The organism is Leptolyngbya sp. FACHB-1624 (assembly GCF_047649235.1).
Lineage (GTDB): Bacteria > Cyanobacteriota > Cyanobacteriia > Leptolyngbyales > Leptolyngbyaceae > Leptolyngbya > Leptolyngbya boryana.
The window spans coordinates 5,613,550-5,636,917 of sequence record NZ_CP180258.1 but is presented as its reverse complement, the minus strand read 5'-3'; the positions used below and the strand labels follow the sequence as shown (position 1 = coordinate 5,636,917).

The following is a 23,368-nucleotide window of genomic DNA, read 5'->3' as shown; positions in this document are numbered from 1 at the left end:
GAAGCTCGGAGGATCTCTGAAAATGTGTAACAGGAAAAAAGTTATTCAGCATCAGTTTCAGCATTTTTGATGACTATGATGCAGTTGCGTGAGAAAGTCGCTTTCTATTTAGAAGATATTGAGACACCTTTAGGGCGAGCCGTCACGCTTTTTATTACAGCACTTGTTTTAGTCTCTTCGGGCATTTTCGTCGCTCAGACTTATTCAATTCCGAGCGAAATTCGAGAAGCACTTTCGGAAATTGAGAACATAATTCTTGCGATCTTTGTGATTGAATACGGCTTAAGAATATGGTGTGCAGAAAAGAAATTAGAATTTATATTTAGTCTTTATTCAATAATTGATTTATTGTCGATCGCGCCTTTCTTGATCGGCGCAAATGCAGGCTATTTAAGATTATTCCGCTGGTTCCGAATCTTGAGGCTAATTCGGTTTATTCAAGGGAAAACGATTTTCGGATATGTCAGCAGTGAAGACAGCGCAATTTACACGCGAATTCTATTTACCGTCTTCTCAATTGTTTTTGTCTATTCTGGCTTAATTTACCAAGTCGAACACACCTTAAATCCGCAGTTTTCAACTTTCCTGAATGCAGTTTATTTTTCAATCTCGACTATCTCAACTGCAGGACTGGGCGATATTACACCTGTTTCTCAAACTGGGCGGCTTCTCACGATTTCGATGATTCTCACAGGGCTAATTTTAGTGCCTTGGCAGCTTGGGGAGTTGATCAAACGCCTCGTCAAAACAACGAATCAAATTGAAACGGTTTGCTCAAAGTGTGGGTTAGCATCTCACGATTCTGATGCAAATTTCTGCAAAAAATGTGGGACTCAATTACAGCATAGTCAACGTGCAGAGTAATAGAGCCTCTGTCCATTCGACGATCGCTCCATATGTATCTCCGGTCTGACCGCCTAACTTCCGATTGAGCAAAGCTCCGACTGCAACAGCGATCGCGCTACCGATCACCATGCCCGGACGCACCATCAAGCTAAATCCCATCAAAATCAGCAACGTCGGAACCGCTTCCCAAATTGACTCAATCGCTTCTTTATGAAATGCACCTTTTCCAGTGGGTTTGAGATAGGGATATTTCGCGATCGCGATCAACTGTCCCCAACGTCCCCAGCCTGCAACCGCCATTAAAATCCAAACTCGACCCGTTGCAATTTCGCTCAATGCCACAGTTTTGAGCAATAACAAAATCACAGCAGTCATCGCACCAAACGCGCCCGTAGCGCTATCTGCCATCACTTCTAAACGGCGCTCAGGATTCATCACGGCGAGTCCGTCGGCAGTATCCATTGCGCCATCTAGATGCAATCCGCCTGTAATCGCCACCCAAGCTGCAACATCGATCGCGCTGCGGGTCAATACCGGCATCCCGAGCCAAGCCAAACCCCAATCTAAACCGCCGATCAATCCACCAATTGTCAATCCGACCAAAGGCGAGAATCTTGCAATCCCCCGAAACTCTAAGTTGGCAGAGACTGGGAGCGGCAAACATGTATAAAAGGTAAGCGCTGCAAGGCATTGACTTAATACTTTCGTAAACATTGTTCAGAATTAATTTACATAACGTAAACTTCTAATACCTTCTGGCAGGATCGCATTTGCGATTTACAGCCATAATTGCTTTAGGAAGCATCTAACTGAAGTTACAGATCGAGCCTGGTTTCATTTGCCTGATTTGGTTTGTTGAGTGCGACCCAACCCCCATCGACTATGTTGCTGTCATGAGTCACGATTCACTTTCCCGCCCATCTCGAATTCCCGCTCCCTGTATTATCGATGACGGCACGATCGTCGATAAGCAAGATATGCAACGGGTGTTGACTGATCTTAATCGGGTTCGCTACATCCACATTCAAGACGGCAAAACCAGAAGCGAAGGAGAAGGCTGTGTCCTAGAAGTTTTTGCCGATCCGCATCGCGCGACCATGGTTGCGAATCATGCGCTATATCTCAATGTCCATAGTTTTGACTATTTGCAATTGAGCAAGCTTGAAGCGGACTCCTATTTTGATTTAATTCAAGACGATCGCCAACTGCGCTTAATTCCTTTGTCGAATCCGATGCAGGAGCAATCGAATCGCGGCATTAATGTGGCAGAACTTGAGGCAATGGTTGCTGAAGTATTGTCTGCTAGCCTAGATGTGCAGATTGACGACGAAGAAAATTTTTCGCTTTAGTTTATGAGAACTTCCGGTCGGCGGCAGTTTAACGCCTTGTTGGTAAGCAGTCTTGTAGCAACGTGGCTACATGGGTGTGGTCAATCAGAACGTCCCGCAAATCAAAAACCGCGCGTCGTTTCGACGAGTACAATTTTGACGGATTTGGCAACAGCGATCGCAACTGAAGCGATTGAGGTCATCGGCATTCTCAAACCCGGAGCCGATCCCCATACGTATGAGCCTGTTCCGGCTGACACCGCAGCAATGGAGAAGGCGGACTTAATTCTCTACAACGGGTATAACTTAGAGCCGGGCCTAATTCGTTTGATGAAAGCGGCTGGTGCAAATGTCAAACAAGTTGCGATCGGGGAAGTTGTGCCGCCGTTGCAACTCGAAAAAGAAGGCCAGAAAGTTCCAGATCCCCATGTGTGGGGAGACGTTCAGAATGTGGCAAAAATGGCTGCTGCAATTCGAGATGCGTTGATTCCATTAGCTCAGAACGATCGAGAAACAATCAATCAAAATGCCGATCGCTTAATTGCTGATCTGAATCGATTAGATACTTGGATCAAGCAGCAGGTGCAAACCATTCCGGCGCAGAGTCGGCGGTTGGTGACGACGCATGATGCGTTTCAGTATTATGGCAAAGCTTACAACTTAACGATCATGGGCACTTTAATCGGCATCAGTACCGAAGAACAGCCGAGCGCGCAAACTGTGCAAAAACTGGTGCAAGTGATTAAGTCTGCTCGTGTTCCTGCCATTTTTGCAGAAACTACGATTAATCCTGCCTTGATTCAAACAGTGGCACAAGAAGCGGGCGTGAAACTGGCTCCAAACCAGTTGTATTCTGACTCAATTGGAGCGCGGGGTAGTGAGGGCGAGACTTATATCAAAATGATGGCAGCGAATACAACGACGATCGTTGAAGCATTGGGCGGGAAAATTACACCTTTTAAACCATGAATGATGAAATAATTTCGTTTCTGATTGGTGCGGGTGTTCTAATTTTGTATCTTATCTTTTCTGCTTGGACAGAAATGGGGACAAAAAATCCTTGGAAAAAAGATCAATCTGACAAGTAGTTGATGGTCTTGCGATATGATACTTTGCGCTACTCTTTTAAACGCGCACTATGACACAGCAGTATCGCATCACGCTTCTGCCCGGTGATGGCATTGGTCCTGAGATTATGGCAGTTGCCGTTCGGGTCTTAAAAACGATCTCTGAAAAATTTGATCTCAGTTTTGAGTTTCAAGAAGCACTGATTGGTGGAGCAGCGATCGATGCGACTGGAGAACCTTTACCTGCTGCAACTCTAGAAACTTGTAAGAAAAGTGATGCGGTTTTACTCGCTGCGATCGGGGGCTACAAGTGGGATACTTTACCCCGCCATTTACGCCCTGAAACTGGATTATTAGGATTACGATCGGGCTTACACCTTTTCGCAAATCTCCGTCCTGCAACGATTTTGCCGCAGTTGATTGATGCTTCTACTTTAAAGCGGGAAGTCGTTGAAGGCGTTGACATTATGGTTGTGCGCGAATTAACGGGTGGGATTTATTTTGGTCAACCTAGAGGTATTTTCACAACGGAGACGGGTGAGAAACGGGGTGTGAATACGATGGCGTATACCGAATCAGAAATCGATCGCATTGGTCGAGTAGCGTTTGAAACGGCGCAAAAGCGATCGAAGCGTTTGTGTTCAGTCGATAAAGCAAATGTCTTGGAAGTGTCGCAACTTTGGCGCGATCGCATGACTGCACTCGCGATTGAATATCCGGATGTGGAACTCTCGCATTTGTATGTTGACAATGCTGCAATGCAATTAGTTCGTGCGCCAAAGCAGTTTGATACGATTGTCACGAGTAACTTATTTGGCGATATTCTCTCTGATGCCGCAGCGATGCTGACGGGCAGTATCGGAATGTTGCCTTCTGCGAGTTTAGGGGCTTCATCGCCAGGAGTTTATGAGCCTGTTCATGGTTCTGCGCCTGACATTGCTGGTCAGGATAAAGCGAATCCATTAGCTCAAGTTTTGAGTGCTGCAATGATGTTGCGCTATAGCTTTAATCAAGCTGATGCAGCAACTCATATTGAGCAAGCTGTGCTGAAGGTACTAGACCAAGGCTATCGGACGGGCGATATTATGTCGGAAGGCAATACGCTGGTGGGATGTCAGGCGATTGGGGATGCGCTGGTAGCTGCGCTGTAGTCTGTAGTAAGTTACTGCGATCTGATAGGAAGTAGGGAAATAGGGAGTAGGGAGATAGGAAGCAATCTGAGCTAAGTTCTCCCCATTCCCCCATTCCCCCACTCTGGCTTCTCACGTCGTCAGGATCTCAGACCATTCGGAATCGGTAAGAGGTTGCACTACAAAATCGATGTTGAAGTGTTCTCTTGCAGCTTTACTTAGCGTATTTATCAGAGTTTCGATCGTCATTTCCACATCAATCACATCAATCTCTTGTTCAAACACTTGAGCAAACAATTTTGCATCCGGTTTAATCCGCATTGAGCCATGCTGCAAGATCGTGTTATCTCTTCTCAGTTGAGCGCTACCAATCAATTTCACGCCATTTTTAGTTACTAGATCGGCTCCAGTCGCAGTGCCAAAGCAATTTGGATTGTGAATGTAGCCGCGCCCTGCTTCGCCGTACTGGAGTTCAATTCCTAGCTGCTTCCATCCTTGGATCAAAAACTCACAAATCGCTTGATATGCCTGCATTCGATTGCTGCCGAGTCCAGACGTAATCACGGCATAAGTTAGATCTCCCTGATGTAAAACGGCTCTGCCTCCACTAGGACGACGAACTAGCTCGATCGCTTGTCCTTGCCAAGTTAAAGACTTCCAAAATTCAGGAAACTGACGCTGATGATAGCCCAAAGAAATCGCAGCAGGCGACCAAGTATAGAAGCGTAGAGTTGGCGGATGACGGTGCATTCGATGTTGTTCGAGTAACCAGGTATCGATCGCCATTTGCACCTGTCCAGAAGCCTCAATGCAAGGAATGAGCCGCCATTTATCCACACCAACCTCTTCTAATCATGCAGTAATGCGATCGAGCAATACTTCAAGATATCTTTGACGAATACAGCTTCTCCATTATGTTCGATATCGGCGATCTCATCTCGCCAACTTGTTCCCGGAAGTGAGATCGCAGTATCTTCCCAAACTTCCGCGATCGGGAGTTGTTCGACTTGAATCAAGCGACTGAAGAATCGAGGAGCAATGGTGACGATCGTTTTTTCTGAATCTTTTCTGGCAAATGCAATAATGTGATTTTTGAATTTGCCAGTTACCTCAAGGGGAAGGTAATCGCCGTTGAGAAAAGTCGAGGCATACTGATTCCGAAGTTTGAGAACTTGGGTAATGAGAAACTGCTTGATTTGCCCAGTTTGACGGGTTGCGAGTAGTTTCTGAATCAGAGACAAACGATCGGTCGAGGCTTGAATCTCATCGAGAAAAGATGCGCGTAGCTCAAAGTCAACCGGGCGACGATTGTCTGGATCGACTAAACTTAAATCCCACAGTTCAGATCCTTGATAAATATCGGGAATCCCTGGTGAAGTCAGCTTAATCAAGGTTTGAGACAGTGAATTAAACAGTCCGTAGTGCGCGATTTTTTGTTGGAAGGGTAGAAACTCTGTGAGAAAGCGATCGCTGTTTAAAATAGCTTTGACAAAGTTCGAGCAAGCCTCTTCGTAAGGTTGATTCGGTCGCAGCCAAGCTGTATGAACTTTTGCTTCTCGAATCGATTTGATTGCACATTGTTCGATGCGATCGACAAATCCAGGCATCTCGCTTTCCTGAAATGGATATGCTCCTAAAATCGTTTGATAGAAAGCATATTCGTCATTTGCAGAAGGCATGTTACCTCTTTTGCCACGTACCTTATGTTCTGCATTTAGATCGCGCCATTTCTGTAGTTGAGCTTGCCACTCATCCGGAATTTCGGATAGCACATTGAGGCGGGCGCGAATGTCTTCACCTCGCTTCGTATCATGGGTCGAACTTGCATTCATGGCAGTATGCCAATGCTGTTGGCGATACTGATTGAACTGATGAAATTCTGCTGCACTAATGCCAAAGCGACCTGGATCGCCGCCAACTTCGTTGAGTGAAATTAAGCGATTGTAGACATAGAATGCTGTGTCTTCAACACCTTTCGCCATCAGTGGCCCAGTGTACTGTTGTACACGCATAGCAAAGTAAAGCCATTTGTCTTTGTCGGTTTGAATTAGCGAGTCGTCATAGTCAAGTAGTAGTACTTTTTCAAGGAAATCTAGCTCTTTTTGCGAGAAGGGTGCGTTTTCTCTCGCAGTCTCGATCGCAGTTTGAATATAAGTGCGATCAGAGTCGGATACGCCTGCCTCGGTTGTGTAAGTTCGATAGATTGAAAATTGAGTGAGAACTTCGGCGATCGCTCGTTTCAATCCATTAATGGTGAAATCGTTACCATAGCGATCTTTGAGCGAAATGTCTTTCAAAAGTGCTGCTAAATTATCGAGATCTCCAGCCAGGTTTTTATCGAGAATTAAATGTTTCTTCTCAAGCGCGACTTGCTCAAAATCAAGCGATCGCTCTTGAATCGTCTGATAAATTTTGTCAAATTCTTTCTCGTTCTCAACATCGCAGAAAACGCTATTAAGATAGTTCAAATAGTCATAGCCTGAAGTGCCTTGAATATTCCAATTCTTCGGGATATCTTCTCCAGGCTGCAAAATTTTCTCTGCGACAATATAAGCTGCTGGATTCTTTTCTTTCAGACGATCTAAATATTCTTTGGGATTATACAATCCGTCAATATGATCAATTCTTAACCCTGTAAATTTGCCCTGTTCTACCATCTGGCTGAGGAAATTATGCGTCTCGTTAAAGACTTTTAGCTCTTCAACTTTGACAGAAATTAATTCATTGACTGTGAAGAATCTCCGGTAGTTAATCTCTTCTGCGCCAACTTTCCAATAAGACAAGCGGAAGAACTGTTCAGAAAGTAGTTTGTCTAAGAGATCCACGCTTCGAGGATTTCCAGCCTCTCCATTAAAGAATCGAATATTGTCATCGATAAAAGCTTTGACTTCTGAATTGCTTTCATACAACTCCCAAAGCATTCCTTTGACAAATTCGGATTGGTCTTGTCGCTGTTTGCCGCCTGATTCAGATGGCAAACTCCTCAATACGAAAAGAACTGCTAGAAGTTTGACAAAATCGGGATGTCTTCGACCTAGAGATTTTGCGAGTTTCCCTAAGTTGCTTGCTATAAAAGTTGAATAGGATTCAAGCTTGAGCGGAATTTTTAAGCTGTAGTAATTTACAGTTAAACCGTTTTGATCGTATTGAATTTGAATATCGCCATTTTCTAGACAAGACCCATAAAAATCTCCAAGCAAAGGCGCTAAGATTGGCTCTTGGCTACTTCCAAACGGCGAATTCCAAGCCAAATCAAAATACTGTACGTAATCTGAATCTGAGCCATTCTCTAAAACATCCATTAAATAGAAATTGTTAGCGTCATAGGACATATGATTCGGCACGATATCTTGCAGCCATCCGAGTTCGTAAGACTGAAGCTTTGAAACTAATTGATCAAAGGCTGCTTGTCCTCCTAGCTCAGGATTAATCTGGGTTGGATCAACGACATCGTATCCGTGAGTGCTACCAGATTTTGCTTTGAAGATCGGTGAGGCGTATAGCTCAGTAATGCCGAGTTTTGATAGGTATCCAACAATTTTCTCAGCCGATTTGAATGGAAACTCTGAGCTAAATTGAATTCGATAAGTTGAGTTTGGAATTCGCATATTATCCTCTAGTACCGCTCATACACGACAAAGCTTTGCGATCGCACAGTTCCGCTTTCTCCCTCTTGCCCCTTCTCCGGTGCAAGTGAACCTGCTCCCATCCATTCTTGATCTGCTGAATTGAGCAAAATCCGCCATTGTCCTGCTGGAAATTCAAACACTTGATCGCTCTGATTAAAGTTAAAAATACAAATCACATCTTGCCGCTCCAGCCAAACCAGCTTTTTATTCTCCTCAGCACAAGCCGAAACCGAAGCGCGATCGCGCTTCACGAGTGCAGGATGCGATCGCCGCAGTTTCAACAATCTTTGATAGAACGTCCAAAGAACTTTGTGTTTGCCTTGCTGATGTCGCTCCCACTGCAACTTACAAACTTGAAATGTTTCGGGAGCTTCTGGATCAGGCGGTTCACCCTCAAGATGAAATGCCGCAAATTCAGCCTTTCTACCACGTCGAACCGCTTGAATTAGCTCAGGATCAGAATGGCTGACAAAGTAAGTAAACGGAACTTCCTCACCATACTCCTCACCCATAAACAGCAGTGGAATATAAGGCGAAAGTAACACAGCCCCCGCAGCTAATTTCAAACCTTCAAACGAAATCAACTGAGACAATCGCTCTCCGTGCATTTGATTCCCAATTTGATCATGGTTCTGAATGCAGACTACAAATTGTGTCATCGGACAATCCAGCGCAGGCGCACCATGAAACCGAAATCGATGAGGTGCATACTTCCAATCGTATACAAACGTGTTGCGATAAGCTTTTGCTAAGTCCTCGCAAGTTCCAAAATCTTGATAGTAACCAATGTCAGTTCCCGTGAGTAATGCATGTAATGCATGGTGAAAATCATCGCTCCACTGAGCATCTAAGCCATACCCGTTCGCACTCTTCGATCGAATTAACTTCACATCATTCAAATCGCTCTCAGCGATCAGGTATAGCTTGCGGTTTTGTTGTTGTGAAAGTTCTTCAACTCGATCAGCTAATTCTGCTAAAAAGTGCCGCGCACCCATATCATAGATAGCTTGGACTGCATCAAGCCTCAAAGCATCAATATGAAACTCTCTCAGCCAATACAGTGCATTCTCTAAGAAGTAACTCCGCACACAATGACTGTAAGCGTTATCAAAGTTAAGTGCGCTTCCCCAAGGTGTTTTGTAAGTCTCCGTAAAGTAGTCACCAAACTGATTAATGTAAGCTCCTTCAGGACCAAAGTGGTTATAAACAACATCGAGGACGACGGAAATCCCATGCTGATGACAGGCATTGACTAGCTTTTTTAAGCTGTTCGCATCACCATACGAATTCTGAATAGCATAAGGATAAGTGCCGTCATAGCCCCAGTTGCGATCGCCCGGAAATTGAGAGATCGGCATAATCTCGATCGCGCTCACTCCCAATTCTTTCAAAGTCTGCAATCGTGGAATGATCGCCTCAAAGGTTCCTTCTGGTGTAAAAGCGCCGACATGTAACTCGTAAATAACAAAATCTTCGAGCTTGATTCCCTGCCATTGCGAATCCTGCCACTCAAAACGGTGATCGACAACTGCTGATGCTCCATGCACGCCAGAGGGTTGAAATTGCGAAGCCGGGTCAGGAAAGGTTCCGCTCTGAAGTCGATAGCGATATTCAGCACCCGGCTTGATTCCCGAAACGATCGTGCTCCAATATCCATCATCTTGTCGCTGCATTTCAACAGATCGATCGGATAACTCCAAAGTTACTGTTTTCGATCGAGGACACCAAACTGTGAATTCACAGCGATCGTCGCCCAAGTACCAAGCGCCTACTTTCATATTCCAAAAAAATATTAAACCCGCTTTGCCAACAGTACTCGATTCGCTCTGAGTGCCAATCTATCTCAAGTCAGAGTGCGAGGAAGAGATTGTCGCAAGCAGACTGTAAACGTTGTACAACCTGGAACGCTATCAAATGAAATAGTTCCAGAGTGTTTTTCGATCAATTGCTGCACGATCGATAACCCTAAGCCATTTCCTTCTCCGATGGGTCTTGTGGTAAAGAATGGCGAGAAGATACGATCGTGGATTTCTAGGGGAATGCCCGCTCCCGTATCGGTTACGGCAACTTGAATCCCATTCGAGATAGAAGTGACTCTGATCGTTAATGTGCCTTGATAATTCATCGCTTGAATGCCATTGTGGATCAGATTCATCCAGACCTGATTCAATTCATCCGCATAAGCTTGGATTAAAGTAACTTCTTCATAGTATCGGACAACTTCTACGCCTCGCTTGAGTTGATTGCGGTAGAGCGTTAATGCAGTTTCGATGCTATCAATGACGTTAACAAGAATAGGCTGGCTATCTGCGTTCTGTCGCGCATAGGTTTTCAGCGCGCGAACAGCAGTTGCAGCTTGATTTGATGCGATCGCAAGTGTCTGTAAGCTGCGCTTCGCGATCATAAGTTGATAAGCAGCATTCAGAATCGCATCGCGATCGCGCTCTTGCAAAAGAACAATGAACAATTCAATGCGATCGTACACTCCAATATCGATTAACGTATCTGCAATGATATCTGCTGGTTTAATTTGATAGCTCTCAAGTTGTTGGCTCAGGGCACGTTTTAGCTGACGCTTCTCGCGACTGGATAAGCGAGCAAATGTTGGAGCCGTTTCAGCAGCGTGGTCAAGCAAACTAAAAAAGTCTTGCTGACGTTGTACTGAAAGCTGCTGTAAAAATGTGGGCAATGCTTCTAACTCAGTTTGCATAAAGCCCGAAAGTGTCTCAATTGAAGATTGGATCGCACTCAATGGCGTGTTCATTTCATGTGCAACTCCAGCCACTAATTGTCCCAAAGCAGCAAGCTTTTCAGATTCAATCAGCTTTGCTTGTGTTGATCGCAATTCATCTAAGGTTTGTTTAAGTTCGTCATGGCTTTGTTGGAGTTGTTGCTCAGCACGCTTGCGATCAGTAACATTTCTCGATATCCAAATCACGGTCTGATGATCAATCGGAGAAATGCTCGCATCAGACCAAACTACTTCACCCTCGATCTCTAGCGTGTATTCAATATCGACAGTTTTCTGAGTATCGAGCGCCTGATGAATGTGCTGGAGAAAGTGATCGGCAATGTCCTGGGGAAAGACTTCATGAAGCGTTCGTCCAATCCGTGATTCGATTGGTTTATAGAAAATCTGCTGTGCGCGTTTTGCTGGAACTTTGAGATGTCGTCCATCGCGATCGAAGATAAAAATTAGCTGATCCATTGCTGCAAAGACGGCTCGTAATTCTGCATTAATTTTCTGGCGTTCTTCGACTTCTTGTTCCAGTTGGTGCGTCCGCGCTCGAACTTTCTCTTCCAAAGTGTGCGCATACTCTTCAAGTTGGGATTGCGATCGTTGAATCTCTTGGCTCATCAAATTAAACGATCGCGCAAGTCCGACGAACTCTCGAGCACCTCGGATTTTAACAATTTGATCAAACTCTCCTTTGGCAATGTTCTGGCTTGCTTCGCTTAACTGCTGCACTGGACGAGAAAGCCATCGTGCGGTGAGAATGCTCGTCACGATCGCAGTGGCTAACGCAGCTAGGCAAAGCCAGAGCATCATCCGCTGATTCGCCTCCACTTGCCCCAAAAAACTCGATTGTGGAACCATGATCACAATCAACCAATCCAAACCGTACTGATCCGCAAAAGGAGCGAGATAAACGTAATGCAGATCATGGTCGAATTGCAGCGTTAGAAGCTGCGGAGCGTGACTCTTAATCTGCTGCCCATAGCGCTGGCGTAGCATTTCGGCAGTCCTGCGGATCAGAGGATCTTGTACTGTGATCGAATCGATTCGTCGGCGTTCTGAGTCGAAAAGTAGCTCGTTTGAAGACGTAGCAATCAGCTTGCTGTTCCGCTCCATAATCAGAATTCGGCTCTGTGAATTCGGTTGAATGCTGCTCAAAAATTCATGAATGCCAGCTAGCGAAAAATCGGCTCCTAGCGCGCCTCGAAATTGCTGAGCCTCATAGACGGGACGTACAAAACTAATGCCGAGCATGGGTGGGGTATCATCAAAGGCATAGATCTCTGTCCAGCCTGTTTTACCGCTCTGCGCGAGTTGATACCAGGGACGAATTCGCGGATCATAGAGCCGCTTTAGCACAACTTTTTGCGGATTGCCTTGGGCATCGAGTTCAAATGATTTTAACCGTTGTTGGCGATCGCTATAGCCATATCGAAATTGACGATCGCCATATCGTCGAAGTTCGCTGTACTCGCCTTGGGCTGACCCAAAATAGAGGTAGGCGAGGTTTTGGAACAGGTTACTTTGCTGAAAGAGATAACGATTCCAAGTGGAGAGGCGATCGAGCTTCAGGGTTCCATTCTGAATGGCATTCGCATTGAGTTGAGTCGCAAGCGGTGGTGCTGCTGTATAAGTTGTGAGATAGTCAGCAATGCGATCGCTTCTTTCCTGAACGACCTGCTTTGCGAGTTCCTGGACAGAGGCTTGGCTGTTGCGAAACGAGAAATAGCTAATTAACCCTACAACACTCAGAATGTGAGCAATCAACGCAAGAATTAAGACATTCTGGAGTGAAGGATGAGGACGGTTCATGATGTGGGTAGAGTGAACCAGAATTTTGCACCTTGGTCAACTGCACTGATGACTCCAATTTCGCCGCCATGTGCCTGAATGATTTGCCGACAGAGGTAAAGCCCTAACCCAATCCCAAGCGATCGCCGATTGCGACTCCCCTGCTGATAGCGTTCAAACATTAGGTCACAGTCTTGCTGGGGAATGCCAACGCCATTGTCTTCAATCATACATTTGAGTATATGATTTTCAACAGTCGTAGAGATGCGTAAGGAAATCCCTGGTGCGTTGTGTTTCAAAGAATTCGTAATGAGATTCTCGAACACTCGCCGCAGTTGAAATTCGTCAGCATAAACCGTGGATTCGGATGAGATTGTATGCGCGATCGTCACTTGATTTTCAGTCAAAATTGGCTCTAAATCCAAAATAATCTCATCTACAAAGGCTGCAAGTTTGATGGCTTGACGATCGAGCCTCATGCCATGTTCGCTAAGCTGTACTGCTAATAGAGAGTCAAGCAACTTGAGTTGACGCTGAGTGCTTTCAACCATGCGATCGAGCATGGATCGGGATAGCTGTACCGGATCATCAAGTTGTTTTTTCAAACGCTGAAAGACTAACATGCTGCCGATCAGAGGCGTTTTGAGATCATGACTGACCGCATGTAGAAACTCATCTTTGAGCGTGTTGAGTTTTTCTAGTTCCTGCATTTTTTGCTGAAGTTCTTCCGTGCGCTCTTGAATTTGTTGCTCTAAATAAGAATTGATCGCACGTAATTTTTCAGTCTGTGTTTCTAATTTTCGATCTTGCAAATAAGCTTGAACTGCTTCGACGATCGTTAAGCTAATATCTTCTGGTGTCCAGGGTTTCGAGATGTAGCGATAGAGTCTAGCACTCCGCAAAGCCTGACTGACTGCTTCTAGATCAGCCTGCCCGCTAATCATCACATTGAGAGTTCGAGGCGAGCGATCGTGGATTTGTTTGAGCAGTTGATCGCCGTTCAGTCCTGGCATAATGTAATCTGCAAGTACTAAAGCGACTTCGTATTCTTTGCTGTTTTGCAGTTCATCAAATAGTTCTAATGCTTCTTCTCCGCCTTCTGCCGTCTCGATTAAGCAGTTCTCGCCGAGCACCCGTTTTAATTCGATTTTGAGAGTTTCTAGTACTAATGGTTCGTCATCTACACAGATAATTACAGGTTTGCTCATGGGGGTCTGCCTCAATCGATGTCATGGCTCAATCTGAAATTTTGGGCGACTTGAAATTTTGGGCGACTTGCAGAATTTGATTATAACGGACTGCACGGTCTGACTAAAGTTCAGCACAATGACGATCGATAATTGTTTCAGGGAAAATTCGGGCAGCGAGTTGCAACTGCGCTGCACTTGTCAGGCTTAAATTTTGCTCAAATCGCGGAGTTTAAGTGTTAAGCGTCGTTTAGCGCGATCGCGCGCGATGAGATTTCACGGCAATTCCCTGATTTTTCGATAGAGTTCTGGCTAGGGCGCTATTTCTGTCTCTGCGAAGCTTCTACAATAGAGAGTTGTAGCTTTCATCATTTTTGTCCCTAACCTTGATTCAAACTGAGACTCTAGAACTTTTAGAATGGTCACGCCTCTGTCAACAGTTGGCAACGTTTGCCTCGACCAAGCTAGGCGCGATCGTTCTGCGTGCGCTGAAAATTCCAACCACTCAATCTGAAACCGAACATCTGCTTGCCCAAACCAAAGAAATTTATGATTTAGAAACTCAACTCACGACTGGGCTAAGTTTTGAAGGGATTGAAGACATTGGAGATTCACTGGAACGGGCATCTTTGCAGGGGATTTTGTCTGGGGTCGAACTCTTGACGATCGCAACGACACTTTCGGGTGCGAGAACGCTCAGACGCACGATCGACAATCAGGATGGCTACCCGATTCTGAGCGAATTAGTGGCAGAGTTGCGCACCTATCCTGAAATTGAACAGGAAATTTATCGTTGTCTCAATGACGATGGTAAAGTCAGCGAACGCGCGAGTCCAAAATTGGCAGGAATTCGATCGCAGCAAAAACAAGTTCGCGATCGCGTTTACGAAATGCTGCAACGTACTATGCAGCGCCAATCCACTGCGGTGCAAGAACAAGTGATTACTCAGCGCGACGGGCGATTTGTCATTCCCGTCAAAGCGACTCACAAAGAGGCAATTCCTGGCATTGTGCATGATGTCTCGATGAGTGGCGCAACCTTCTACATTGAGCCGCATCCGACGGTGCAACTCAATAATCAACTGCGTCAATTACTGCGCCAAGAACAAGCCGAAGAAGAAGCGGTTCGGAGAGTTCTGACCGAGCAAGTTGCGATCGCAAAAGATGACTTAGAACGATTACTCGCCATTTGTACAACATTGGATTTGGCAACGGCACGAGCGCGCTATAGCTTCTGGCTCAAAGCAAATCCACCGCGTTTTACAGAAAATACGATCGTGCTTCGGCAGCTCCGTCATCCGCTCCTGGTTTGGCAAAATCAGCACGAACAAGGTCGCGATGTCATTCCTGTCGATCTCGTGATTCAACCTCAGATTCGAGTCGTCGCGATTACAGGCCCCAATACAGGCGGTAAAACGGTCACCCTCAAAACGCTAGGTTTAGCAGTGCTGATGGCAAAAGTTGGGCTATTTGTTCCAGCCCGCGAACCCGTCGAACTGCCTTGGTTTGAGCAAGTTTTAGCAGATATTGGAGATGAACAATCTTTAGAGCAAAGTCTTTCGACTTTCTCTGGGCATATTCGCCGCATTAGTCGAATTTTAGAGGCATTGAAGGAGCGATCGCATTCTTTAGTGCTGCTCGATGAAGTCGGAGCCGGAACTGATCCGACAGAAGGCAGTGCCCTCGCGATCGCGCTGCTCAAATATCTTGCAGATCACGCGCAGCTTTCAATTGCGACCACGCACTTTGGCGAACTCAAAGCTTTGAAATATCAAGACGATCGCTTTGAAAATGCTTCAGTCGAATTTGACGACGTTTCGCTGTCTCCTACCTATCGATTGCTCTGGGGAATTCCGGGTCGATCCAATGCGTTAGCGATCGCGCGGCGGCTCGGCTTGAACTCGGAAGTGATTGAAAACGCACAAACTCAAGTCGGTGGCGCGACGGAAGATGTCAACCAAGTGATTGCAGGACTCGAAGCGCAACGTCGGGTGCAAGAAGCGAAAGCGAAAGAAGCCGCAGACCTGCTTCAGCAAGCAGAACGCTTTTATACAGAAGTGTCGGCAAAAGCAGAAAATCTGCGCGATCGCGAACGTGGCTTGCAGCAAGCGCAAGAACGAGCCGTACAAGATGCGATCGCGCAAGCCAAAACCGAAATCGCGAAAGTGATTCGCAAACTTCAGCAAGGCAATGCCACGGCTCAAGATGCCCAACAAGCAACCGATGCCCTGAATCGCCTCTCGGATAAGCATCTACCTTCGCGCCAGCAACCCGCGAAACCCAAACCCGGCTATCGTCCGCAAGTGGGAGATCGCATTCGCATTCCTCGCTTAGGTCAAACTGCAGAAGTGCTGGAACTTGCAGGAGATGAGGAGCTAATTGTGCGCTTCGGCATCATGAAAATGACCGTTCCCGTGACGGATATTGAGTCTCTCACAGGCGAAAAAGTGACGAAGCCTCAACCTGAACCCAAGCCAAAGTCTGCTCCTTCTCCTCAACCTGCGGTTTCCATGCCTGCAGTTCGTACCGATCGCAATACGTTTGACATCCGAGGCAGCCGGGTCGCAGATGCGGAAATTGTGCTTGATAAAGCAATTTCAGAAGCTCGAACGCCGATTTGGATTATTCACGGACATGGCACAGGCAAGCTCCGTCAAGGGGTTCACGACTTTCTGAAACAGCATCCGCGAGTCCAAAGATTTGAACTTGCCGATCGTGCAGATGGTGGAACCGGAGTGACGATCGCTTACCCTGTGTAAGTGGATTCCACAGTCAACTTCACTCAGACGAAACGGTAACATCGCCCAGTTTTAGCTTTCTTAGGATCTAACTGATTTGCGTAAGGATACTGAGCAATAGCTTGGTTTTGCCGATAAATCCTGCTAAAACTGGGCAGTTCCGCATAAAAAAGCCGTGTAAACACAGATGCAGAATTTAAAATTTCGTTAAAGTTAAGTGAAAGCGCTTACAGTATTCTTTCTGGAATGCTAATGTCAGGAAACGAGCATCATCAGGAATTACCTCACTGTTTTTGCAAACTGGTTTTGTAAACAGGTGATAGAAGATTAACCGAGCGCCACCTATCTAGTCGCGTCTCACCATTTGAAGTCAGCACTACTACCCTTTCGTTTCAGAGTCTTACCCAATCTGAAGCTCATTGATTGTGCGATCTAACCTTCAGGGGCATCCGAACAACGTTTTTCGTTGCTTCGTAAAATGCACGATCGCAGTTTTTAGCAGAAATTCACCCTGGCTCAGACTAAGAGCATGGATGGTGGAACCACTCAGGATGGCTAAAACTGAGTGAGCTTCCGGCTGTCTAGCTTTAGCTTGTCTAAACTTCGGGCGATGCGATCGCGGCGTTTCACAAAGCGACTTTTACTATCGTTTTCATGCACGAAACGAAATGCAGAACCTTTTAAATTCCTCAAGTGTGTTCGATCTCAATTCATCTCCTGTCGGCAGTCGTCCCTGGTTTGACTCGGCTAGTTCCCTCTCTCAATCAAGTGCTTCCCGCATCGTCTTCATCGATTCCGCGATCGCGCAAGCACATACGCTTGCCTCTAGCGTTATAGATGGCACAAAAATTGTCCTGCTCGACTCGCACAAAGACGGCATTGATCAAATTAGCCAAGTGCTTGCTAGCTATCAAAATGTCGAAAGTGTCTATATCGCCTCACATGGCAGTATCAACGGCCTCAGCCTTGGCAATGCGACCCTTGATCTTGCAACCATCACGACCTATCAAGATCGCCTTTCAACTTGGGCAACTTCACTGGCTCCGAATGCAGACATCTTGCTCTATGGCTGTAACGTTGCTCTCGGAGACCCTGCTCTAATTCAGCAACTGAGTCAGATCACAGGAGCTGATGTCGCTGCTTCTACAGATGCGACTGGAAATCTAGCTAGCGGGGGCAACTGGATACTGGAAGCTCAGACTGGAGCGATCGAATCACCGTTGCCGTTTGATCTCGATCGCCTAGCTGGCTACACTAGCTTGCTTGAAACCGGGAATGGGCTATTCGGACAGTACTTCGATAACATCGATTTTACAAATCTGCGGCTGACTCGTACCGATGCTACGGTTAATTTCAATTGGGGATCTGGTTCTCCTGATCCCTTGATCGGAGCGGATACCTTCTCCATCCGATGGACTGGACAGATTCTCGCACCCGTCACTGGAACTTATACCTTCTTTACGACCACCGATGATGGGAATCGTCTCTTCATCAACGGGCAGCAAGTGATCAATAACTACCGAGATCAAGCCGCAACCGAACGCAGTGGAACGATCAATCTCGTGGCAGGGCAGCGCTATAACATCGCGATGGACTACTACGAAAATGGTGGACTTGCCTCTGCCCGACTACAGTGGTCAGCACCTGGTATTACAAAACAGGTTGTCCCTCAATCACAACTGTTTAGCACCGCTCTACCTCCGGTTCAACCGGGTACAGGGAATGGACTACAAGGTGAATACTTCGATAACATCGATTTTACGAACTTAAGAGTTACCCGCACAGATGCTACGGTTAACTTTAACTGGGGAACGGGGTCTCCTGCTCCGTCGATCGCAGCCGACACCTTCTCAGTCCGATGGACAGGGCAAGTGCAGCCGCTCTATAGCGATACCTACACGTTTTTTACGACCACGGATGATGGTGTTCGCCTATTTGTCAATAATCAATTAGTCATTGATAGTTTCATCGACCAAGCCGCAACTGAGCGCACAGGCACGATCGCACTGCAAGCGGGACTGCGATACGATATTCGCATGGAGTACTATGAGCGCGGTGGAAGGGCTTCTGCGCTGCTCGGTTGGTTGAGTCCCAATCAAGTGCGCCAAATTATCCCGCAGGCTCAGCTTTACAGCGGTCGAGTGACTGTCAATCCAGGGACGATCGTGATTGGAACGAATGCGGTGACAGTGAATGAAAGTGCAGGTACAGCAGCAGTTCGTGTTGATCGCATCAATGGGAGTGACGGGGTTGCTACCGTTCGATACACGACTGCCAACGGGTCAGGAGCCAACGCTGCGATCGCGGGACAAGATTACACCTTAACTGAAGGAATCTTGACCTTTGCCGCAGGTGAAACCAGCAAAACTGTTACAATTCCCATCCTGAACGATGCGACGACTGAAGCAACCGAAGAATTTGGGTTTGGCTTGGGTGAAACAACGGGTGCAGCACTCGGAACAAATCGCACTGCTTTGATCCAAATTATTGATGATGATGCAGTTGATTCAAGCTATGCCTTTTCTAGTGAAAACTTTAATGTCAACGAGAACGCTGGAGCGGTCACCATTACTGTGCAGCGAAGTGGTAACACGACCGTAGCAGGTAGCGTGAACTATGCAACCAGTAATGGAACTGCAACGGCAGGTGCAGACTATACGACGAGCATTGGTACACTCAATTTTGCAGCAGGTCAGACCAACCAGACGTTTACCGTCCCAATCACAGATGATATGGAAGGAGAACGGAATGAAACGTTTAATATCATTTTGAGTAATCCCTCTGCTGGTATCTTGGGAACTCAGCAAACGGCAACGGTGACGATCGCAGATAATGATCCGGGTAGTTTCGCTCGTGAAGCAGTAATCACTGGATTGTCTCAACCGACCGCGTTTGATTGGACACCGGGTGGTGAGTACCTGTTCATTGCTCAGAAGAATGGGGTAGTGCGAGTCGCTCGCAATGGTGTATTGCAACAAACTCCAGCCGTTGACATTTCTGCGATCGTCAATAGTCCGCGCGATCGTGGATTACTGGGTCTTGCAGTGCATCCCCAATTCTTTAGCGGTAGTCCCTATGTCTACCTGCTTTATTCTTATGATCCACCTGAAACGGCTTCACAGACTGATCCAGAAGCAGTTCGAGATGGAGTTGGCAACCGAGCTTCTCGCTTGGGTCGATTTACTGCCACGATTACCAATGGCATTGTCTCGATCAATCCAGCCAGTGAAGTGGTGATTCTGGGTAAAAATAGCACCTGGCAGAATATCAGTCGCCCTGATGAGAATAGTACGAACAACTTCAACATTCCTGAGTCGGGTCGCAATTCTGATGGAACCTTTGTTCAGGACTTTTTGAACCTCGATAGTGAATCTCATGCGATCGGCACAGTCAAGTTTGGTACGGATGGGTTCTTGTATGTCAGTAATGGGGATGGTGCGTCTTACAATGCGGTTGATCCAAGAGCGGTCAGAACACTCAACATCGATAGTCTGTCCGGCAAGATTCTCCGCATTGATCCCATCACTGGCAATGCACCTGCTTCCAATCCGTTCTACGATGGCAATCCCCAAAGTAATCGATCGAAGGTTTGGCAATTGGGCTTGAGAAATCCCTTCCGATTTACGATCAATCGCCAGAACGGACAGCCCTATATTGGGGATGTAGGCTGGACGAAGTGGGAAGAAGTCAATACGGGCGGTCCCGGCGCAAATTTTGGCTGGGTTGCTTATGAAGGAGGCAATGGTACGAGTAATCGAACCGGAGGCTATCAGGATCTCCCAAGTGTCCAAGCCTTCTACGCTGGCCCTCAAACTGGATTAACGGCTCCGATTTACGCTTATCAACACTTTGGTAGCGGTGGCAATGCGATCGCAGTTGGAGATTTCTACACTGGAAATACTTTCCCATCGATCTATGACAACAACTTATTCATCACAGACTTGAGTAAAGGAACCGTCGATGCTCTAGTCTTTGATGCGAATGGTGCGGTGGTTGGACAGCGCCGATTTGCCAGTGGGGTGTTTGGCTTGGCGCAGATTACAACAGGTTCAGATGGCAACTTGTACTATGCAAGTCTTGGATCGGGCGAGATAGGACGGTGGCGACCGATTGGTTAACGCTTGATCTGTCCAGAAAAAAGGGCTGAAGTAATTTTCAGCCCTTTTTTCTCTGCAAAGACGACTAAATTTTTGATGTCATTGTTCGAGCATCAATGGCGATCAAGGCATCGACACCTTAGCTTCCAACGATTTGAGGAATTCCGTATTCACACCGGATTCACGGCTGAGAGCAATCTTGCCAGTTCGGGCGATTTCTCGTAACCCAAATTTCTGTAAAACCTGAACGATCGCCACCATTTTCCCTGGATCACCCACGACTTCCAGCGTCAAAGAATCTTCAGCCACATCGACCACCCGCGCCCGGAAAATCTGCGCTAATTCGACAATCTCCGATCGCGTCGAACTGCCTGCATTGACTTTGAGCAACATCAATTCGCGTTCAACACAAGGCACTTCTGTAATGTCTTGCACTTTAATGACATTAATCAGCTTATAAAGCTGTTTCGTCAACTGTTCGATAATGCGATCGTCTCCCGGCACGACCATCGTAATCCGAGATACTCCCATCTGTTCGGCAGGACCGACTGCCAGACTTTCAATATTAAAGCCACGACGAGCAAACAGACCTGCAATCCGAGTCAAAACCCCCGCTTCATCTTCTACCAACACCGAGAGCGTGTGCTTCATTTCTGTGTTCCGAATAACATTCAGTCCTTATTATGGTGCAACGTAGACTCCCACTTGTCCACAGCATAGAAAAAGAAATTCTGAAAAAAGTTGAGTTGAGAGAATTTCTTCGCTATGGTGAAAAGCGATCAAATTGCCACTTCAATGTCCTGCAATCCTTCCCTGGAGCGATGAACATTCTAGTGTTGCGATTGTTCAATCCACTGTGAAAGTCAAAAAAATTAGGAGCCGCTGTTATGGGTTGGTTACAAAGAATGTTTGGGCTGGAGAAGCCCGCAAATCCTGAGCAGGCAGTCATGGGTCAGCCTGCCCCTGATGCTGCAGCTTCTGCTCCTCCAGACGCAGGAGTTTCGGCAGGCGATACGATTCCGCCGGAGCGGGTCGGCTTAAATGGCGAATATGACCAGAGCGGTTTGGCGAAGCGCGTCGCGTTAGCTTTCGACCAAGATAGCCAGCTTGATGATGTGAATACGCTTTGGGTAGCGCAGTTGGGAACAACTGTAGTGCTGAAAGGCAGTGTTCCAAGTCAAGATATCTTGAACAAGATGATCGAAGTTGCGAATGGGGTCAATGGCGCAAGCGCTGTTGATACGAATCAAGTTCAAGTCGGTTAAATTTTGGAGAGAAGTCGGAGCTTTTTGAAGACTCCGACTTCTGCATTTCAACTAACTTGCCCAGTCTTTTGCCCAGTTCAGAGTTTGGTGAACTTGCTCAAGTGAGGCTGCTTCACAATAAAGTCTCAAGACTGGCTCAGTTCCACTAAAGCGAATCAGCAGCCAGCTTTGATCTTCCAGTCGGAACTTATAGCCATCATCGGTTTGACAACTGACGACTGCTTTTCCAGCGATCGCTTGTGGGGGCTGCGTTTGCAACTGCCCTAACAATTTAGCCCGAACCTCCATACTGGCAAGCGGCAGATCAATGCGATCGTATTCTGCGAAAAATCCTGTTTTCTCTTGCAATTGACGATAAAGCTCGCCGAGATCCGTTCCGGTTTGTACAACCGTTTCCAGCACGTACAGTGCCGAGAGTAAAGCATCGCGTTCCGGAATGTGATGACCATAGCCAATGCCACCGGATTCTTCACCGCCGAGCAAGACTTGGGTTTCTAACATGCGATCGGCGATGTACTTATACCCGATCGGAGTCTCATAGACTGGCAGATCGTAGAGTTTTGCAACGAGTGGCATCAAATCAGAACCGCTGACCGTTTTGACAAATTCGCCTGTGAAGCCTTTCTGAATCAGATGCCCCAGCAGGATCGGAATGAGAATTTGAGAACTGAGGAAGTTGCCTTTTGCGTCAACGGCTCCGACGCGATCGGCATCGCCATCAAACACCAAGCCAACGGCTAAACTGTTGCCGTCAAACTCGCGAATTGTTTTCAAAATCTTGGGCAGATATTTCGGCAGAGGTTCAGGTGCGCCCCCTTCAAATAACGGATCGCGATCGCTGTTAATTTCTTGAATCTCAACGCCTAATAGTCGTGCGAGTCCAGTTGCCGCTGCGCCATGCATGACATCGGCAAACACAGTCACTTTGCCTTGCTCGATCGCAGTTTTAATCGCATCTGTGTCCACCAGCGATCGCAGTCCTTCACAGTAGCTTTCCCACGGATCAAAGGTACTGAAATTTCCAGGTTGAGCATTTGGCAGGGGTTCACCCTTAGCTAACAGGGCTTCGATTCGCTTGGTCACTTCTGGTGGTACTGATCCCCCATGCGCGCTTTTCACTTTTAGACCGGAATAGTTTCCGGGATTGTGGCTGGCAGTAATGACGATCGCACCTAAAGCATTCAATTTTTTTGCTGCCCAGCTAAAGGCTGGAGTCGGAGCAAAGCTTTCCGAGAACAGAATGTCAAAGCCTGCTTTGCGAATGGATTCTGCGGCACTGCGAGCAAATTCTTCGGACAGAAAACGGCGATCATATCCCACAATTACGGTATTGCTGCCTGTCTCTGCACCATACACTTCTGAGAGAACTTGAGCCGCAATCGGAGCGACGCTCATGACGCGATCGAATGTAAAATCGGCAGCAATCACGCCGCGCCAGCCATCTGTACCAAACTGAATCGGGTTAATCGTTGTAATTGTCATTGGCGCGTGTGCCATGATTGCACTTCTCCTCAACTCACAGAACAAATAAGGGCTTGGGACAAGACCAGTTT

The 23,368-nt window shown here is 46.7% G+C and carries 15 protein-coding genes; 7 read left to right on the top strand and 8 right to left on the bottom strand.

The window, feature by feature from the left end; translation table 11 throughout:
* The first annotated feature begins 69 nt into the window (after positions 1-69).
* The gene (locus ACMUEV_RS26685; protein WP_415354702.1) at positions 70-864 is read left to right on the top strand and encodes an ion transporter; all 795 of its coding nucleotides are present in this window, start codon (positions 70-72) and stop codon (positions 862-864) included.
* On the opposite strand, the gene cobS is transcribed toward ACMUEV_RS26685, so the two are convergent.
* Positions 838-1,560, bottom strand: coding sequence for an adenosylcobinamide-GDP ribazoletransferase (gene cobS, locus ACMUEV_RS26680; RefSeq protein ID WP_190653782.1), 723 nt, complete (start codon positions 1,558-1,560; stop codon positions 838-840). The two genes, ACMUEV_RS26685 and cobS, sit on opposite strands and share 27 nt — an antisense overlap.
* A gap of 179 nt (positions 1,561-1,739) precedes the next feature.
* Between cobS and ACMUEV_RS26675 the strand changes: the two genes are divergently transcribed.
* The 3 genes from ACMUEV_RS26675 (at position 1,740) to leuB (ending at position 4,392) form a co-directional block, all read left to right on the top strand.
* Positions 1,740-2,195, top strand: a complete 456-nt coding sequence (locus tag ACMUEV_RS26675; RefSeq protein WP_017286063.1) for a hypothetical protein — start codon at positions 1,740-1,742, stop codon at positions 2,193-2,195.
* A 3-nt stretch (positions 2,196-2,198) separates the two neighbouring features.
* On the top strand, positions 2,199-3,143 hold the full coding sequence (locus ACMUEV_RS26670; RefSeq protein WP_190653781.1) for a metal ABC transporter solute-binding protein, Zn/Mn family: 945 nt from the start codon (positions 2,199-2,201) through the stop codon (positions 3,141-3,143).
* A 169-nt stretch (positions 3,144-3,312) separates the two neighbouring features.
* On the top strand, positions 3,313-4,392 hold the full coding sequence (leuB, locus tag ACMUEV_RS26665) for a 3-isopropylmalate dehydrogenase (protein ID WP_190653780.1): 1,080 nt from the start codon (positions 3,313-3,315) through the stop codon (positions 4,390-4,392).
* A 111-nt stretch (positions 4,393-4,503) separates the two neighbouring features.
* On the opposite strand, the gene ACMUEV_RS26660 is transcribed toward leuB, so the two are convergent.
* From ACMUEV_RS26660 to ACMUEV_RS26640, 5 genes are all read right to left on the bottom strand, one after another.
* The gene (locus tag ACMUEV_RS26660; RefSeq protein WP_347277639.1) at positions 4,504-5,208 is read right to left on the bottom strand and encodes a biotin/lipoate A/B protein ligase family protein; all 705 of its coding nucleotides are present in this window, start codon (positions 5,206-5,208) and stop codon (positions 4,504-4,506) included.
* 11 nt (positions 5,209-5,219) lie between these two features.
* On the bottom strand, positions 5,220-7,979 hold the full coding sequence (gene treY / locus ACMUEV_RS26655) for a malto-oligosyltrehalose synthase (protein WP_190653779.1): 2,760 nt from the start codon (positions 7,977-7,979) through the stop codon (positions 5,220-5,222).
* A gap of 8 nt (positions 7,980-7,987) precedes the next feature.
* Entirely contained in the window at positions 7,988-9,778 is a 1,791-nt protein-coding gene (treZ, locus tag ACMUEV_RS26650) for a malto-oligosyltrehalose trehalohydrolase (RefSeq protein ID WP_190653778.1), read from the bottom strand.
* Between the two features lie 65 nt (positions 9,779-9,843).
* Positions 9,844-12,549, bottom strand: coding sequence for an ATP-binding protein (locus ACMUEV_RS26645; RefSeq protein ID WP_190653777.1), 2,706 nt, complete (start codon positions 12,547-12,549; stop codon positions 9,844-9,846).
* Positions 12,546-13,736: a hybrid sensor histidine kinase/response regulator gene (locus tag ACMUEV_RS26640; RefSeq protein WP_190653776.1), complete on the bottom strand. Its 1,191-nt coding sequence runs from the start codon at positions 13,734-13,736 to the stop codon at positions 12,546-12,548. The genes ACMUEV_RS26645 and ACMUEV_RS26640 overlap by 4 nt, the downstream gene beginning before the upstream one ends.
* A gap of 365 nt (positions 13,737-14,101) precedes the next feature.
* On the opposite strand from ACMUEV_RS26640, the gene ACMUEV_RS26635 reads away from it, so the two are divergent.
* A complete protein-coding gene (locus ACMUEV_RS26635) occupies positions 14,102-16,474 on the top strand; it encodes an endonuclease MutS2 (protein WP_190653775.1) in 2,373 nt (790 codons plus the stop codon).
* Between the two features lie 647 nt (positions 16,475-17,121).
* A complete protein-coding gene (locus ACMUEV_RS26630) occupies positions 17,122-20,571 on the top strand; it encodes a PA14 domain-containing protein (protein WP_190653774.1) in 3,450 nt (1,149 codons plus the stop codon).
* Positions 20,572-20,673: 102 nt separating this feature from the next.
* On the opposite strand, the gene ilvN is transcribed toward ACMUEV_RS26630, so the two are convergent.
* Positions 20,674-21,201, bottom strand: coding sequence for an acetolactate synthase small subunit (gene ilvN, locus ACMUEV_RS26625; RefSeq protein WP_017286074.1), 528 nt, complete (start codon positions 21,199-21,201; stop codon positions 20,674-20,676).
* A 236-nt stretch (positions 21,202-21,437) separates the two neighbouring features.
* On the opposite strand from ilvN, the gene ACMUEV_RS26620 reads away from it, so the two are divergent.
* The gene (locus ACMUEV_RS26620) at positions 21,438-21,815 is read left to right on the top strand and encodes a BON domain-containing protein (RefSeq protein WP_026148387.1); all 378 of its coding nucleotides are present in this window, start codon (positions 21,438-21,440) and stop codon (positions 21,813-21,815) included.
* Positions 21,816-21,866: 51 nt separating this feature from the next.
* Here the strand turns inward: ACMUEV_RS26620 and ACMUEV_RS26615 are convergent, their stop codons facing one another.
* Positions 21,867-23,312 (bottom strand): phosphoglucomutase/phosphomannomutase family protein, encoded by a 1,446-nt coding sequence (locus ACMUEV_RS26615; RefSeq protein WP_242044936.1) that lies wholly within the window; start codon positions 23,310-23,312, stop codon positions 21,867-21,869.
* Positions 23,313-23,368: the final 56 nt, after the last annotated feature.

Bases quoted from the DNA above. Each gene is read 5' to 3' on its own strand.
- ACMUEV_RS26685 (WP_415354702.1), top strand. From the start codon at position 70: ATGACTATGATGCAGTTGCGTGAGAAAGTCGCTTTCTATTTAGAAGAT.
- cobS (WP_190653782.1), bottom strand. From the start codon at position 1,560: ATGTTTACGAAAGTATTAAGTCAATGCCTTGCAGCGCTTACCTTTTAT.
- ACMUEV_RS26675 (WP_017286063.1), top strand. From the start codon at position 1,740: ATGAGTCACGATTCACTTTCCCGCCCATCTCGAATTCCCGCTCCCTGT.
- ACMUEV_RS26670 (WP_190653781.1), top strand. From the start codon at position 2,199: ATGAGAACTTCCGGTCGGCGGCAGTTTAACGCCTTGTTGGTAAGCAGT.
- leuB (WP_190653780.1), top strand. From the start codon at position 3,313: ATGACACAGCAGTATCGCATCACGCTTCTGCCCGGTGATGGCATTGGT.
- treY (WP_190653779.1), bottom strand. From the start codon at position 7,979: ATGCGAATTCCAAACTCAACTTATCGAATTCAATTTAGCTCAGAGTTT.
- treZ (WP_190653778.1), bottom strand. From the start codon at position 9,778: ATGAAAGTAGGCGCTTGGTACTTGGGCGACGATCGCTGTGAATTCACA.
- ACMUEV_RS26645 (WP_190653777.1), bottom strand. From the start codon at position 12,549: ATGAACCGTCCTCATCCTTCACTCCAGAATGTCTTAATTCTTGCGTTG.
- ACMUEV_RS26640 (WP_190653776.1), bottom strand. From the start codon at position 13,736: ATGAGCAAACCTGTAATTATCTGTGTAGATGACGAACCATTAGTACTA.
- ACMUEV_RS26630 (WP_190653774.1), top strand. From the start codon at position 17,122: ATGCAGAACCTTTTAAATTCCTCAAGTGTGTTCGATCTCAATTCATCT.
- ilvN (WP_017286074.1), bottom strand. From the start codon at position 21,201: ATGAAGCACACGCTCTCGGTGTTGGTAGAAGATGAAGCGGGGGTTTTG.
- ACMUEV_RS26620 (WP_026148387.1), top strand. From the start codon at position 21,438: ATGGGTTGGTTACAAAGAATGTTTGGGCTGGAGAAGCCCGCAAATCCT.
- ACMUEV_RS26615 (WP_242044936.1), bottom strand. From the start codon at position 23,312: ATGGCACACGCGCCAATGACAATTACAACGATTAACCCGATTCAGTTT.